The organism is Flavobacterium sp. JP2137, assembly GCF_050562195.1.
In the GTDB taxonomy this organism is placed as follows: domain Bacteria; phylum Bacteroidota; class Bacteroidia; order Flavobacteriales; family Flavobacteriaceae; genus Flavobacterium.
This window is the reverse complement of the sequence record NZ_CP191647.1, coordinates 347,997-364,534: the sequence shown is the minus strand read 5'-3', so window position 1 is coordinate 364,534 and position 16,538 is coordinate 347,997. Positions and strand designations below refer to the sequence as shown.

General features: G+C 43.0%; 12 protein-coding genes. 7 read left to right on the top strand and 5 right to left on the bottom strand.

The genetic code is table 11. The features are described from left to right. Positions 1-38: 38 nt before the first annotated feature. The 4 genes from ACQZ43_RS01555 to ACQZ43_RS01540 are packed head-to-tail and all read right to left on the bottom strand — an operon-like array spanning position 39 to position 6,260. A complete protein-coding gene (locus ACQZ43_RS01555) occupies positions 39-3,221 on the bottom strand; it encodes an efflux RND transporter permease subunit (protein ID WP_430614083.1) in 3,183 nt (1,060 codons plus the stop codon). A gap of 19 nt (positions 3,222-3,240) precedes the next feature. After that, entirely contained in the window at positions 3,241-4,305 is a 1,065-nt protein-coding gene (locus ACQZ43_RS01550) for an efflux RND transporter periplasmic adaptor subunit (RefSeq protein WP_430614081.1), read from the bottom strand. A gap of 13 nt (positions 4,306-4,318) precedes the next feature. Continuing rightward, positions 4,319-5,656 carry a TolC family protein gene (locus ACQZ43_RS01545; RefSeq protein WP_430614080.1) on the bottom strand — a complete coding sequence of 446 codons (1,338 nt, stop codon included), beginning with the start codon at positions 5,654-5,656 and terminating at the stop codon, positions 4,319-4,321. After that, positions 5,649-6,260: a TetR/AcrR family transcriptional regulator gene (locus ACQZ43_RS01540; RefSeq protein WP_430614079.1), complete on the bottom strand. Its 612-nt coding sequence runs from the start codon at positions 6,258-6,260 to the stop codon at positions 5,649-5,651. Before ACQZ43_RS01540 ends, ACQZ43_RS01545 begins: the two co-directional genes overlap by 8 nt. Positions 6,261-6,399: 139 nt before the next feature. Between ACQZ43_RS01540 and ACQZ43_RS01535 the strand changes: the two genes are divergently transcribed. Next, positions 6,400-7,374, top strand: a complete 975-nt coding sequence (locus tag ACQZ43_RS01535) for a polyprenyl synthetase family protein (protein ID WP_430614077.1) — start codon at positions 6,400-6,402, stop codon at positions 7,372-7,374. 9 nt (positions 7,375-7,383) lie between these two features. Continuing rightward, the gene (locus ACQZ43_RS01530; protein ID WP_430614075.1) at positions 7,384-7,731 is read left to right on the top strand and encodes a hypothetical protein; all 348 of its coding nucleotides are present in this window, start codon (positions 7,384-7,386) and stop codon (positions 7,729-7,731) included. Here ACQZ43_RS01530 and ACQZ43_RS01525 read toward each other — a convergent pair. Next, the gene (locus tag ACQZ43_RS01525) at positions 7,715-8,260 is read right to left on the bottom strand and encodes a hypothetical protein (protein ID WP_430614074.1); all 546 of its coding nucleotides are present in this window, start codon (positions 8,258-8,260) and stop codon (positions 7,715-7,717) included. The genes ACQZ43_RS01530 and ACQZ43_RS01525 overlap by 17 nt on opposite strands. A 112-nt stretch (positions 8,261-8,372) precedes the next feature. Here ACQZ43_RS01525 and ACQZ43_RS01520 point away from each other — a divergent pair, with 112 nt between their 5' ends. The 5 genes from ACQZ43_RS01520 (at position 8,373) to ACQZ43_RS01500 (ending at position 16,464) form a co-directional block, all read left to right on the top strand. Next, positions 8,373-11,129 (top strand): 2-oxoglutarate dehydrogenase E1 component, encoded by a 2,757-nt coding sequence (locus ACQZ43_RS01520; RefSeq protein ID WP_430614072.1) that lies wholly within the window; start codon positions 8,373-8,375, stop codon positions 11,127-11,129. 53 nt (positions 11,130-11,182) lie between these two features. Next, positions 11,183-12,409, top strand: coding sequence for a 2-oxoglutarate dehydrogenase complex dihydrolipoyllysine-residue succinyltransferase (odhB, locus tag ACQZ43_RS01515; protein WP_430614070.1), 1,227 nt, complete (start codon positions 11,183-11,185; stop codon positions 12,407-12,409). Positions 12,410-12,928: 519 nt separating this feature from the next. Next, positions 12,929-13,798 (top strand): GLPGLI family protein, encoded by an 870-nt coding sequence (locus tag ACQZ43_RS01510; RefSeq protein ID WP_430614069.1) that lies wholly within the window; start codon positions 12,929-12,931, stop codon positions 13,796-13,798. 8 nt (positions 13,799-13,806) lie between these two features. Next, positions 13,807-16,131: a carboxypeptidase-like regulatory domain-containing protein gene (locus ACQZ43_RS01505; RefSeq protein ID WP_430614068.1), complete on the top strand. Its 2,325-nt coding sequence runs from the start codon at positions 13,807-13,809 to the stop codon at positions 16,129-16,131. A 36-nt stretch (positions 16,132-16,167) separates the two neighbouring features. Further along, on the top strand, positions 16,168-16,464 hold the full coding sequence (locus ACQZ43_RS01500; protein WP_430614067.1) for a hypothetical protein: 297 nt from the start codon (positions 16,168-16,170) through the stop codon (positions 16,462-16,464). Positions 16,465-16,538 lie beyond the last annotated feature (74 nt).

Below are 16,538 nucleotides of genomic sequence, written 5' to 3'. Positions count from 1 at the left end.
GGGATTTTGCAACTAACAATTAACTGTATTTTAGAAATTTATTCGTTTGTTTTCTTGGCGGCAAATTCATCGATAAAGGTTTCGCTAACCACGTAATCCGCGGTCATCAATTCTTCGTATTTTACCTTTTCGTGTTTGCCCATACGTCTGGAAATACTGTCGAAAATCGAATAGATAACCGGTACGATAACCAAGGTTAAGAATAGCGACGACAATAAACCACCGATAATTACAATGGCCAATCCGTTGTTCATCTCAGCACCCGCACCTTTGGCAAGGGCAATGGGAATCATACCGATTACCATGGCAATAGTCGTCATTAAAATCGGACGCAAACGCGCGTGGTTGGCAGCGATTAACGCATCGTGGGTACTGTCTCCAGCTTCCTTTCGGTGATTGGCAAAATCCACCAATAAAATCGCGTTTTTACAAACCAATCCGATTAACATGATGATTCCCAAAATCGTAAACACGTTTAATGAGGTATTGGTTAATCCCATCGCGAGTAAGGCTCCGATAAACGAAAGCGGTACGGAGAAGATCACGATAAACGGTGTGGCAAAACTGTCGTAAAGCGCAACCATAACCAGATAAACCAAGATAATAGCGGCGAGTAAAGCAATTCCCAAAGTACCAAATCCTTCCGATTGGTTCTCCATATCTCCACCCCATTTATAGCCAACACCCGGTTTTTTTTCCAATTGAGAAAACTGCGCTTCCCAATCTGCGGCGATGGTTCCCGTCGGTCGTCCGATGGTTTGTGCTTGTATGGTTACCGAAGGGCTCTTGTCTAAACGCTCCAATAAAGTAGGTCCTGAACCGTAGCTCACATCGGCAAACTGTTCCAATTTGATGTTTTGACCCATCGAATTGGTGAATTTAATCGCCTTAACATCGTCAATATTGGTTCTTGAAAACTCCTGAAAGCGAATGTTGATATCGTATTCGTATTCTCCCGCTCTAAACTTGCCATCGGTATTTCCACTAAAGGCCGTTTGCATGGTTATACCCACTGTTTGTAGGTTTAAACCCAAGGCTGACATCTTATCGCGATCGACCAATACATTAATCTCTGGATTTCCGTCTTCTGAGGTCAATTTGATGTCTGAAGAACCCGGTATTTTTCGCAATTGCTCTTGCGCTTGCAGGGCAAATTCCATGGCGTCTTCCATATTGGCTCCCGTTACCGTTAAGGCTAGTGGCGCATCTTCGGCACCCATCAATCCCACCGGTACGGTTTTTACTTTGGCTCCGACCAATTCTCTTTCCAACTCTCTTTTTAATCGAGCCGCATAGATAAACGAGCTTTCGCTACGCTCGGATTTGTCGGTTAGGGTCACCGAAATTTCCGATTTATACTTGGTAGCCTGTGTACCACCCATACCTTCAGACGATTGTCCTACGGTAGTAATCATGGTAACCACCTCTTTTTTAGTGCGCAAAAAGTCTTCTGCACGCTGCGTCATAAAGTTGGTGTTTTCCACAGAGGCATCTTTTTCCATTTCTATTTGAACCAAGAATTCTCCCTTGTCGGTTTTCGGGAAAAACTCCCCTCCTACATAACCCAGAGGCAATAGTGAACAAGCAGCGACAAACATCACAATAACGATACCTAAAGTGGTGACTTTATTGGTTCGGCTCTTTAACCCCCAAACCAATAAGTTGGAGATAAAATGCGTGAATTTTTCCAAACCTCTTTCAAAGCCGTTTAAGATTTTTCCGATAAAACTACGGGCATTGATGTGTTCGATTTTTCCATATCGTGAAAACAACCAAGGCACTATGGTAAAGGATACCAAAAGCGACAATAGTGTAGCAAAAATTACGGTAACACAAAACTGTGTAATGATATTAGCCACCAATCCCGTACTCATAGCGATCGGTAAGAATACGACCACAATTACCAAGGTAATAGCAGTTACGGTAAATCCAATTTCCGAAGCCCCGTCATAGGCAGCACGAACCTTGTTTTTACCCATTTCCATGTGGCGGTGAATGTTTTCAATAACCACAATCGCATCATCGACCAAGATACCCACCACTAGAGACAGACCCAATAAACTCATCAAGTTTAGGGTATAGCCCATTAAGTAAATACCGATAAAGGTAGCGATCAAAGAAAGCGGAATCGCGATCATTACGATAACGGCATTTCGCAAACTGTGTAGGAAAAACAACATCACAAAAGCCACCAAAACAATAGCCAAAAACAAGTCAAACATCACCGAGTTGGCTGCTTCCAAGGTGAAATCACTGGAGTCGTTGGCAATGGTTACTTCGATGTTCTGATCGGCATAATCCTTTTGAACCGTTTCTATAGTGTTTTTGACCAACTGACTTACCGATACCGCATTGGCATCCGATTGTTTGATAACCTGAAGCAAGATGGTGTTCTTTTGATCCAAACGCGCAATTTTCTCAACTTCTTTCTGACTGTCTTGTACGTCTGCAACGTCGGCCAAACGAATTTGAATACCGTTGGCAGAGCTGATGACCAAGTTTCGCAATTCCTCGACGTTTTTGTATTTTCCAGACAGTCGAATCAGGGTTTGTTTTTCTCGGGTTTTTACGTTTCCTGTTGGGAAATCCAAGTTGGAAGCCAAAATGATTTGTTGAATAGCCGGAACGCTTAATCCGTAACCTTCGATTTTCTTGGGATCTAGGCTCACTTGAATTTCGCGTTCTTGTCCACCGATGAGGTTGACTTGTGCTACACCGCCGATTCTCGAGAAAATGGGTTGAATCTTTTTGTCCAATAAATCGTAGAGTTCCTTTTCGTCCAGATTACTGGTAATACCGAGGGTCATAACCGGCAAATCGCTCAACGAGAATTTGTTTAGTGAAGGCGGATCCACATCGTCTGGTAAATCCTTTAAGATGGCATTGATCTTTCTTTGCGCATCGTTTAAGGAGTAATCCACATCGGCTTCTGGAGTTAAAGTAACGATAACTACAGACAAGCTCTCATACGATTTGGCCTCGATCTTCTTGACGTTTTCCAATGAGGAAATCGCATCTTCAATTTTTTTGGTCACGGTGTTTTCAATCTCAGAAGGCGAAGCTCCTGGATAAACCGTAGAAATAGTTACAACATTGACCTCGAATTTGGGAATCAATTCGTAGCTCAGATTTTTGTAGCTAAAGATACCGCCCAGCATCAAGATGATAAAGAGTACAATAATGATACTCGGGCGTTTTATAGATATTTCGGATATTTTCATTGTTTACAGATATTGGATCTTATTTAATGATGTTCACTGGAGTTTGGTCAATCAGGTTAATTTGTCCACTGATGATGACTACTTCACCAGCTTTTAATCCTTCCAATATCTCTACTTTGTCGCCAAAGTTTCTGCCAGAAATTACTTTTCTCAATTGGGCTGTACTGTCTTGCACCACAAAAATCTCGTTGGTGCTCACACTGCCGACAAAGGCATTTCTCGATACGGTGAGTACCGGAGTGGACTTGTCTGCATTGGGATTGAAGATGGCCGATCCGTACATACCGGCTTTTAACTCGTTATTCGCATTGTTTTGAATCACCATCTCCACGGGGAAGTTTAAGGAAGCATCGGCTTTGGGAGCGATAAAAGTGATTTTTCCTTCAAATACCTTATCGGGAAAAACACTGGCTTTGACCTTGATGACATCGCCGATTTTTAAAACGGCTACGTGATTTTCGTCGACGTTTACCTTGAGTTTTAACCTGCTGACGTTTACCAATTCAAACAAAGGAGTACCCGGCGATACAAAAGTGCCCGGTTCGATGTGTTTTTTGTTGATGATTCCGCTGATTGAAGCCTTGATATTGGCATCGCCTGCCGTAATTTGAGCCGATCTCAAATTGGCTTTGGCGTTTTCCAACTGCAATTTGACCTGATCCAATTGTTGTTTGGTAACCCCACCGGTTTTAAAGGCGCTTTCAAAACGCGCGGCGTCGGCCTGTGCCGTAGCATAAGTGGCCTGTGCGTTTTGCACGCTGACGTTTAGTTGATCGCCATTGACTACAGCTAGGGTTTGTCCGGCTTTGACCACCGAACCCTCTTGTACCAATACGCGGACTACGCGACCCGGTGTTTCGGCAGACAAGGTGAGTTCTTGTTCGGGTATAAAGTTGCCGTTGGCAATGTATTGCGCGTCGATTACACCGCTTTGCACGCTTTCTACACGTACCGCAACCGAGGCGTTTTTCTCTGCAACGATAGCGGTTTCCGCCTCGTTTTGAGCTTTATTCTTATTTAATATTAAAACAATCCCTGCCAATACAGCGATTAATACGATTCCAGTTATAATTTTATTTTTCATGTGGGCGTTTTAATTATTTTGTTAAAGATTTCAATGCTCCTTGAGCTTTAATTAATTCGATTTCAGCTAGTTTATAGTCCAACAGGGCGTTGGTGTAATTGTTTTCCGCTTCGGTATAGGCGTTCTCTGCATCGAGTAAATCCGTTAGCGTAGCTAAGCCGTTTTGGTAGTTGTTGTGAATGTTTTCCTGTACGTCCTTAGCCAAATTGACATTTTCTTTTTGGGTATTGATCGTGATCAAGGAGTTTTGAATCTGCGTGGTGGCGTTTTTGTGAGACAAGTCCATTGCTTCGCGCGTATCTGCGATATCCAGGGCGGTTTTCTTTAGATCTATCTCGGCCTGACGCACTTTGGAACGCGTGGCAAATCCGCTAAAAATCGGAACTTTTAAGGTAAGTCCTACCATGGCGTAATTGGTCCAATTCACCCCGTCGCTGGGTTTTTTAAACCACGGGAGCTCTTCGCCCAGACCCTGATAGGCAAAGTTGCCAAAAAGCGCTAGGGACGGATAGTATTCCGCTACGATGGATTTCTTTTTATAAGACAACAATTCCTCTTGCTTTCTCAAGAGTTGTAGCTCGGTGCGCTGATCGATATTCACCTCGTTCGAAAGGGCAGTGCCATCGATTTCAAAGGTGTCGGTCGGAAAGCTAATTGCAGTATTCAAGTCCATTCCAATCAGGAATTTCAACGAGTTTTCCTGCAGTTGTATCGCATTGATGCTCTGCTGTCTTTTGGATCTGATATTGGTTAAGCTCACCTTGGTTCGATCCAAGTCTATTTTAGTAGCCAAACCGTTGTTGTACAAGCCCTCGATGATGCCCTTGATGCGTTCGGTACTGTTGAGGTTGCTCGTAATGGTTTTAAGCATTTCTTTGGACTGATAGATTTGGTAATAGCTTTGCGCTACTTTTTCTATCAATTGCTCTTCGGTGAGTTCTCGATTGATAATGTAAAATTCTCGAGTGGTTTTTGCCGCTTTTAAACCGGTAAAAACCGATTGGTTAAAGATGGTTTGCGTCAGGGTAGCCGATGCCGTACTGTTCCACTTTTGACCAAAGGGAACGAGCACCGTTTCTCCGGGTTGACCGAAAAATTCGCCGGGAAGCGCGCTTTGTTGCAAGAGCGGACTGTTGTTTAATCCCGCTTCCACACTGATGTTGGGCAGTGCTAAGGCGCGGACTTCCTGAATTTGGTAGTGGCTGTTCTCTACATCTAATTGGGCTTTTTTGGCATCTACTTTGTGTTCTAAAGCATAATTGATCGCTTCTTTAAGGGTCAGCCTGAGCTCTTGCGCTTGAGCCATCATACCGAAAAGCAAGCAGGTGATGGTGAGTTTGGTTTTATTCATTGGTACGGGATTTTTCTAAGTTTAATTCCAAAAGGGCTATGCCTTTTGGGGTGGCGATACTGCGTATATGTAGTTCTAAATGGATTTTCTGTATGAGGATATAGGAAAACGAATCGTTGGGAAAAAAATCTTCATCGTCTAAATACACACAACCGGCAAAGAATAAGCGCGCGATAAAACGGACGTCGATATCGGCTCTAAACAGGCCTTCGGCAACCCCTTTGACGATATTCTGCGTGATTAAGTGCTCAAAGCGTTGCAATTGTCGGGTCTTTATATCTGTGGCAATCTTGGGGTAATACTTGATCAGCTGATATAAAGGCGAGGAGTTTTTGATAAAAAACAGCTCCTCGATTTTGGAATGTGCCAGCATCAATTCGTCCACAGCATTTAAGTCTAAGGTCGTCACTAGGCAGACTTTTTCATTGATTTCATCGTTGAAATAGTCTACGGTGGCTTTGATTAAATCGGGTTTGGAGGTGTAATACTGATAAATTGTCTTTTTGGATATTCCCATCTCGCTGGCAATATCATCCATAGTCACACTTTTAAATCCAAGATTTAAAAAGAGCTGCATGGCTTTGGCAAGAATATCGTTTTTCATGATGCTTTTATTTGAGGCAAAGATAATCAGGAAACTGCAAACACAATTATAGTTTCCGTAGTTTTTTATAATTTTAACATTTGAACAGATGTTAGGCGAAGTAAAAAAAAACGGTTACTTTTACCAAAAAAATAAATAAATGCAATCCATAATCGATTATAAGAATCAAATTGCACAACATATAGATGCTATTGCTTTGACTGGTAAACCCGAAGAACTGTATGCGCCAATCGCATATATCTTGTCTCTGGGGGGCAAACAAATAAGACCGGTTTTAACCTTGATGGCGGCGGAGATTTTTGGCTCTACAGCCAAAGAGGCTTTGGCAGCGGCTACCGCCATTGAGCTCTTTCACAACTTCTCCTTGATTCACGACGACATCATGGATCAGGCGAGTTTGAGAAGAGGCCATCAAACCGTACACGAAAAATGGGATGTAAATACCGGAATTTTATCGGGTGATGCGATGCTGATTTTAGCCTATCAGTACTTTGAGAATTACGAACCCGTAGTGTTTAAGGAATTGGCTAAATTGTTTAGCAAAACGGCTATTGAAGTTTGTGAAGGACAGCAGTGGGATGTTAATTTTGAAGACCGCCACGATGTAGAAATCTCGGGTTACCTCAAGATGATTGAATACAAAACCGCTGTTTTGGTGGGTGCTGCCCTAAAAATGGGTGCCATAGTAGCCAAGACTTCCGATAAAAATGCCGATTTGATTTACGACTTCGGCTTGAATTTGGGAATTGCCTTTCAGTTGCAAGACGATTACTTAGACGCCTTTGGCGATGTGGCTTCCTTTGGCAAGCGCATCGGGGGAGATATTTTGGAAAACAAAAAGACCTATTTATACCTGCGTGCGGTGCAACGGGCAAACCAAGCGGAAAAGCAACAGCTTATCGCGGCGTATTCGAACACTGCCGATGATGAAGAACAAAAGATAAACGCGGTAAAAGCCCTGTTTTTATCGACGGGTTCGGTAGTGGATTCGACCGAACTCATTGAATCCTACACCCAAAAAGCCCTAAGCGTTTTGGAGTTGATCGATATAGAAGACAGCAAAAAAGAGGTTTTACGTCAGTTTAGCAAAAACCTGATGGGCCGAGAAGTATAAGTTATAGAGATGTTAGAAGCCGTTCGCTATTTAGAGAAAAACGTAGAGAATCAGGAGTTGCTCACGCAACTGCTACACCAATTGCAAAAGGACTTTCTGATGGCGACCCAGTTGGAGGTCTTAAAGCGAGTGACTACAGCTGCCGCTTTGGTAGAGGAGTTGCACGGGCAATTGTTGAGGTTGGCCGAAACGGACGGATCTAAGTTTTCCAGCCTGTTGTATCGAATCGATGTATCCGAAGCCGTAGTGGATGAACTGCAGCTTCGGGGACTGAATTTTGACGACTACCTCTGGGAATTGACCTTTGTCATCCTCAGGCGCGAATGGCAAAAAGTGTGTTTTAGAAATAAATTCTGACAAACGGCATAAAACCGGTGTTGTACACATGGTCTTTTTTCTTGTAGAGCACGTTGTATTTTACACCTATAGTGGCATTGTTGGAACGGTAACCCGCTCCTAAAAACAAAGCGGTATTCCAAAAATCATCGTTGTAATTGGGCACGACATAGGTGTAAGTATTGTTTACTCGCAACTGTTCCAGCTCCATAGAGAGCTGAATTTCTGGAATTGGGTTGACTAAAGCGACAAAAGTGGGACCGTACATCCACGATTTATAAAAATCTTTTCTTTGAATATAACTCCCCTGAATCCCAAGGCCAAGAGCAAAAGTGGGGGAGAATTGATAAATAGCACTCGGAGCCAATAAAATATCCGTGTAATTGTTGCTAATACCTAATCCTAAGGCACCACCAAATTTAACGTGATTAAAAAAATCACTCTTTTTATTAATATTGTTTAAATCTTGTGCGATTATGGAATTGCATATCATTAAAAAAAACGGAATAAGCAAAAAACGTGTTAAATAAGTATTGTTAATTCTTCCCATTTCAGTTTTATAAAATATTTGTGAGATAAAAGTAACAAAAATATTAGAGATTTATTACAAAGTATTGTATTTTTGTATAAATTATTTTAACCAAAGGTCTTTAGACAAAATTATGGACAGGTATTCCTTTTTAAACGCGGCACATACAGCATTCTTTGCAGAGTTATACGATGAGTATTTACAAAATCCCGATGGCATTGAGCCGAGTTGGAGAAGCTTTTTTCAAGGTTTCGATTTTGCAAATGAATATAGCGATGGCCCTGTAGAACAATTATCCAAAGCTTATGCGGAACCGGGTGACACCAAACAGCTAGAGCAATTTCAGAAAGAATTCGCAGTATTAAAGCTTATCGAGCAATACAGAACCTACGGGCATTTGTTGACCAAAACCAACCCACTGCGCGATAGAAATGTCGAGGCTCCGGATTTGAGTATACAGAATTTTGGTTTGACAACGGCAGATTTAAACACCTCGTTTGAAGCGGCTAAGTCGGTTCAACTTCCCGTTTCTACACTGGCAGAAATTATCAAACACCTCGAACAAGTGTATTGCCATACCCTTGGAATCGAGTATAAATACATTATTAACGAGAAAGAAGTACAGTGGATTCAAAACCACTTTGAAGCGCCAGAAGCTGTTTTTGACGCGAATCAAAAAAAGGAAATTCTCGGAAAACTGATTGAAGCGGTTTCTTTCGAAACCTTTTTAAATACCAAATACGTAGGTCAAAAGCGCTTCTCTTTAGAAGGACTCGAAGCAGCCATCCCCGCTTTGGACATGTTGATTGAAGCTGCTGCGGCCAGAGGCGTGGAAGAATTGGTCATGGGAATGTCTCATAGAGGACGTTTAAACGTATTGGCCAATGTATTCAAAAAACCAGCAGGTGAAATCTTTTCCGAATTTGATGGAAAAGACTATAATGAAGTGGAAGGTTTTGACGGTGATGTGAAGTATCACTTGGGATTGAGCTCGATGAGACAAACCAAATCTGGTAACGACATTCACTTAAACTTGGCCCCAAACCCGTCGCATTTAGAAACCGTAGGTGCGGTAATCGAGGGTATTGCTCGTGCCAAACAAGATCGTTTATATGCGGACAACCCGTCTAAAGTATTGCCTATTGCCTTACATGGTGATGCGGCAGTTGCTGGACAGGGTATCGTATACGAGATCATCCAAATGGCTAAGCTCAGAGGGTATAAAACCGGAGGAACGATCCATTTGGTCCTAAACAACCAAGTAGGGTTTACCACCAATTTCACCGATGGAAGGTCGTCGATTTATTCGACAGACGTGGCTAAGGTGACGAATGCGCCGGTATTGCATGTCAATGCAGATGATACCGAAGCTGCGGTAAGAGCGATGTTGTTTGCACTGGATTACCGTATGGAATTCGGTACCGACATCTTTATCGATTTAGTCGGTTATAGAAAATACGGACACAACGAAGGGGATGAACCTAAATTTACACAGCCTTTGTTGTATAAATTGATTTCAAAACACCCGAATTCAAGAAATATTTATAGCGGAAGATTGTTGGAAGACAAAATCATCGACAGTGACTATGTAACCGCTTTAGAACAAAAATATAAAGATGCCTTAGAATCTTCTTTGGAAGAGTCGCGCAAGCACGAATTTGCCGAGATCAAAACCTTCATGGAAGAAGAGTGGAAGGGTTATGAAAAAGCGAGTGAAGAGAAGATGTTAATGACTTATGACACCAAGGTGTCTAAAGAAGTCTTAACGGATATTGCTTCGGTGGTAACGGAGCTTCCAGGAGATAAGAAGTTTATCAGCAAGATAAAAAAATTGATCAACGACCGCAAAACCATGTTCTTTGAGTCTGATAAGTTGGACTGGGCTATGGGCGAGATGTTGGCGTATGGTTCTTTGCTGACTGAAGGTTTTGGCGTGCGTATCTCCGGACAAGACGTGGAAAGGGGAACCTTTTCGCACCGTCATGCGGTAATTAAAACAGAAGATACGGAAGAATCGATCATTTTGTTGGACAAATTAAAAGATAAGAAAGGGCAATTCAGTATTTACAACTCCTTATTATCGGAATATGCGGTAGTGGGATACGAATACGGTTATGCCTTGACCAATCCGAAGACCCTGACGATTTGGGAAGCGCAGTTTGGCGATTTCTCCAACGGAGCTCAAATCATGTTGGACCAGTATATCTCTGCAGCGGAAGCCAAGTGGAATACGCAAAACGGCTTGGTGATGTTGTTGCCTCACGGATATGAAAACCAAGGAGCGGAACACTCTTCAGCGCGTATGGAACGCTATTTGCAGCTCTGTGCAGAAGACAATATGTATGTGGCCGATTGTACCACACCGGCAAACTTCTTCCATTTGCTAAGACGACAAATGATTGCTAACTTTAGAAAACCGTTAATCGTATTTACTCCGAAAAGTTTGTTGAGACATCCATCGGCAGTATCATCTATAACGGATTTTGCAGAGGGAAGCTTCCAAGAATTGATCGACGATCAGGAAGTAGCTCCAAGAGACGTAAAATCAGTGGTATTCTGTACCGGTAAATTCTATTACGATTTGGTGGCAGAAAGAGAAAAATTGGGTAGAAACGACGTGGCTTTGGTACGCATCGAGCAGTTGTTTCCATTGCCGGTAGAAAAGATGAAAGCGGTCATTGCCAAATACACCCATGCAGACGACTATGTTTGGGCACAGGAAGAGCCTCGAAATATGGGAGCCTATAGTTTTATGTTGATGAACTTCCACGAAGTTCCCCTGCGTTTAGCGGCGACAAAGGCGTATAGTGCACCGGCATCGGGTAGTTCTACGCGTTCCAAAAAACGTTATGCGTATGCTATAGCTAAAGTTTTTGATAAAAACTTATAATAATAATAATTTCGTATTTTTACATAAATAACAATATCTAAAATAATATACTGATGAGTATCTTAGAAATGAAAGTTCCTTCGCCAGGGGAGTCCATAACAGAAGTTGAAATCGCTACTTGGTTAGTTAAAGATGGTGATTACGTAGAAAAAGACCAAGCTATTGCAGAGGTTGATTCTGACAAAGCAACCTTGGAGTTGCCAGCTGAAGCTAGTGGTATTATTACCCTAAAGGCAGAAGAAGGTGACGCTGTGGCTGTAGGTCAAGTAGTTTGTTTAATCGATACCAGTGCAGCAAAGCCAGAAGGCGGAGCAGCAGCAGCATCTAAACCAGTGGAAGAGGCAGCAGCGCCAAAAGCAGCTCCTGCACCTGTTGCAGCGGCTCCGGCAGCAGCAACGACCTACGCATCGGGCACGGCTTCTCCGGCAGCTAAAAAAATATTAGACGAAAAAAACATCGATACCACGACCATACAAGGAACGGGTAAAGACGGTCGTATAACCAAAGAAGACGCTGTTAAGGCAGTACCTTCGATGGGAACACCTACTGGCGGTGCTAGAGGGTCTGAGCGCAAAAAGATGTCTATGTTGCGTCGTAAGGTAGCGGAGCGCTTGGTTCACGCTAAGAATACGACGGCGATGTTGACAACTTTTAACGAAGTTAACCTCACACCGGTAAACCAGTTGAGAAACGAATATAAAGACGCTTTTAAAGCCAAACACGGCGTGGGTCTTGGATATATGTCCTTTTTTACCAAAGCGGTAACACGGGCGCTTCAATTGTATCCAGACGTGAACTCCATGATCGACGGTCAAGAGCAAATCAGTTTTGATTTCTGCGATATCTCCGTGGCGGTATCCGGTCCTAAGGGATTGATGGTGCCTGTAGTGCGCAGTGCTGAATTATTGTCGTTCCGCGGTGTGGAAAACGAAATCAAACGCTTGGCTATCCGAGCGCGTGACGGGCAAATTACCGTAGACGAAATGACAGGAGGTACCTTTACCATCTCCAACGGAGGGGTATTTGGATCGATGTTGTCTACGCCAATCATCAACCCACCACAATCTGGAATTTTAGGTATGCACAATATTATTGAGCGTCCAATTGCAGTAAATGGAAAAGTGGAAATTCACCCAATGATGTATGTGGCCCTTTCTTATGACCATAGAATTATCGACGGACGCGAGTCGGTTGGGTTCTTGGTAGCAGTGAAAGAAGCACTGGAAAATCCAGTGGAATTATTGATGGGTAACGATGTGAAAAAAGCCCTGGAGCTTTAGTCACTTTCCAAATAGTGTAAAAGTCCTTGTTTAAGGCAATTCAAGTCGGAAGAAGTATCTTCCGACTTTTTTTATGGAGTAAACCCATAGTGGATTCAATTACAGTATAAAAGCCGGATTTAACATTTAATCATTCGGGCTTGTATTAAGTGTTAAATCGACAAGACTTGTGCGTTTTGTTTTGACTTTTTAGTATGTTTTAGTAGCGGTTACTGAGAAAGCAGCAGTTTTCGATTCGATTCATGGGTTGTGTTTTTCGATGTCGCCTGTGCTTTTGCGCGTTTAAAATCTAAGGGAAGGCCGTTGTCGACGATACGGGGGATCAGGCATAGGGTTTCGTGTCTAATTAGTGTTAAAGCGCGATAAAATCGTGCTAAAGTTTGGGCAGGAGCAATACCAAAATCCGGTTGGAAAAGAGGTTGTTTGTAGGGGATTTAGATGATTGATGATTATTGCTGAATAAAACTTGGTTTTTATTAGGTGTTTTGGGAATTAGTATTTAAATTTCGATAAAAAATTATGTTAAAGAATCTAGTTTTGGTCAGCTGCTTGCTCTGTTCGGCGGGGATGATTGCCCAGACCCAACGCTTTGTCTATAAAACCACTTATAAACCGGATTCGTTGGCCTCGGCCTATGTGTCGGAGACGAGTGTTTTGGACGTGGTGGGACAGCGTTCTGTTTATTACAGCAAGAATAGCACAAACGGGAAGTTCTTGACTGATGAAAAGAGCCATGAAGGGCAGGGGGCTAAGGAGGCCGCTGCGGCAGACAAGGCATACTTGGCGTATTATGTGTATAAGGAACAGGGAAAAACCAGCTTTTTTGTTTACAAGGGTGAAAATGCGTATCAGTACGAAGAAACGGAAAAGATAAAATGGCAGATTAAGGATTCTATTATAAACTACAAAGAGCAGTATCAAGCGCAACTGGCTGAGACGGATTTTGGTGGTCGCCGCTGGAACGTCTTTTTTACAACTCAAATTCCGATTCCCAACGGACCCTATAAATTTGGTGGATTGCCGGGTTTAATCGTCAAGGCTACGAGTGCGGATTTGGATTACAACATAGAATTGATCGAGGTGCAACAGGTGAAAGAACCTTTGTTCGAACGGCCAGAAACGGTTTTGACCCTGTCAAAAGACAAGTATTTATCGGTTATGAAAGAACACGTACTGGATCCGTCTAAAGATTTGAAAGTGCTGTTTAATCGATATGGAATAGGAAGTTCACATGATATATCGCAAGATGGTGTCATGATGAAGCCGGCAGAATTGTTTAAAATAACCAATGAAGCCGCTTGGGAATGGATGAAAACGCATAACAATCCTTTGGAAAAAGGAGATGTCTGGTTGATTTTTAATGCGACGAAAGTACAGATGGCACAATGAGATATGGGATGCTGTTGCTTATATTGCTTGCCAATGGTTTGATCTACGGTCAAACCACGCTGTCGGGCAGGGTTCTCGATGAGCAAAATAAAGCGCTTGCCTTTGCCTCAATTACGGTTGAAAATCCTGAAAACAATCGGGTATTGGCTTTTGAAATGACCGATGAACAGGGGGATTATAAAATAGTTGTCGAGAGTACTTTGTCCGATTTGGTCGTTCGCATGAGTAGTTTTAATTATTCAACTCAGATAACGGCAATCACAAACAAAACGCAACAAGTCGACTTTACCGCGGTAAAAGAGGTGACCCAATTAAAGGAAATCGTGATTAAGGCCGCTTTGATCACCCAGCGCAACGATACGATTAGTTACGATCTAAACGCGTTTGCCGGAAAAAACGACCGCGTTTTAGCAGATGTATTGAAAAAGATACCCGGTATTGAAGTAGATCCTACAGGCCGAATTAAATATCAGGGCAAGGAAATCAATCAGTTTTTGGTTGATGGAAAGGATTTGATGGGTGGGGCCTATGCTTCGATTACCGAAGCTTTGCCCAATGCTGCGGTCAGTAAGCTAGAAGTGATTGAAAACAACCAGCCCATCAAGATGTTAAAGGGAAAGGTCGCCTCGGAAAATGCGGGAATCAACATCAAACTCAAGAAAAATGTAACGGTAACCGGTTCGGCAGATATGGGTGTGGGGGCCGATCCAGCCTTGTGGAAAGCCAAGTTGTCTCCGATGTTGTTCAATAAAAAAGTGCAGTTGTTTTTCAACGGCCAATCCAATAATTTCGGAGATGATTTGAGCTATGGCTTATCGGATTTTTCACTGCCCAACAGCTTTGATTCCTTTTTTTATCAACGTACCCCCGGGCAAAGTCTGGGTATTGCGGAAACGGCCTTGCCCAATGTGGCTGCCCAAAGATACTTGTTTAACAACGCTCATTTAGGTGCGATCAACGTGCTGACCGATGTTTCTAAACAAACGGAAATGCGGGTCAATGCCTATTATCTCAACGACGCAGTAACGCGCGAGGGAACGGAATCTACCGAGATACGGTCGTTGGATGCGGACGGGAAAACCCTGTGGAAGAACCGCTATACGCGAACGAATAAGAGTGCGGCTTTTAACGAGCGACTCAAAGCGGTAATCGCCTTTAAAAAGAACGTCAAAAACGCTTACCTAAAAGAAGAATTGACGTTTCAATCTGTCCGCGACAAAAACCGGGGCGTGTTGGTTATTGACGACGACGCGGTAAATCAAACCCTGACATCGCCTTCTTTTTCGCTTCAAAACAGCTTGAGTACGCTGATTCCTTTGAATGAGAAACAATTTGTCAATTTGAAATCCCTGATAAATTATACGCACGATACTCAAAACTATCAAATCGATCCCACTGAAAAATTAACGCTGGATCAGTCGGTATTTAAACCCTATATCGCGCTGGATCAGTCGCTGCGAGATAATTCCTTTTACACAAAAAACGAAGCCTCAATCTCGTGGCAACTCAAGGCGTTGTTGGTGACTGCAGAAGGGGGTATGGAGTTGACCGACCGAAAGTACAGCAGTCAATTATACGGGCTTGACGCCAGTCAATCGCACTATTTGGTAAGTCCCGACTATGCGAATGATTTACGGTATTTTAGCGCGATAAGCAAAGCCGGGCTAAAATTGAATTACAAGCAAAAGCGCTTTTCCGCAAACGTACACTTACCGCTGAAAAATTATCATATTGATCTTCAAGACCGGGCCTTATCGCGTATCGAGAAATTGGATAATGCGGTGTTTGAGCCCAATGTCTTTGCGCAGTATGATTGGAGTACTTTTTGGGCGCTTACGCTTTCGGGGAGTCAGCAATATCGCTTTGCGAGCTTGGAACAGTTGTATCCCAATTTTGTGATGAGCCAGCTCAATTTCAGTTCGTACAATTCGGATATTTGGAAAAGCAGATACCGACAAGCAGCTACGCGTATAGCGTATAAAAGCCCCATTAATAATGTTTTTGGCGACCTGGTGTATGTCGTGTCTGAGGATGTTCGAACGGTGATGTTTACGCAGCGTATTGCTGAAAATGGGCAACAAATAGTCGATGTAATAGCGCGTGATAACGCCGTCAATGGACAGTCTGTTTCGGCGGCTATAGGCAAGTTTTTTGCAAATTGGAGGGGTAATGCCAGCATCAGAGCCGATTTGAGTGTTTCAAACAGCGAGTTGGTGGTAAACGAGCAGTTGTTGGCTGTAAAAACCAAAAGTCATGCGGTGAATTTTAAAGCAAACAGCAATTATTGGAGTTGGTTGGACGTGAGTTACCAGCTTGATTATCAAAATCAATAACGCACCGAAGGGCGCACCCCAGTGCGCAGTATAAATGTGGGACATCAGTTCGGGGCAGATGTTTTTCCGATGGTCCATCACAGCGTGGGTGTAATTTTGGACTACAACGAATACCAACTCTCCGAACAGCGGTTTGTCAATCGCTTTTTAGATTTAAAGTACCGATTTAATTGGGTGTCCAAACGCATGGATTTTGGTTTGCAATGGAACAATATATTAAATACCAAAACGCACGAGCAGGTTTTTGTGCAAGAAGCCCTGACTAGTGTTACTACCTTTGCGCTAAGGCCTTCTCAGGTACTGGCATCGGTGCGGTTTACCTTCGGCAACTGATAAGGCCGTGGTGCGACGCACTGTTGCGGCGAGCGGCGCCTTTTGCGTTCGCAAATCATTTGGCAATTCAACAA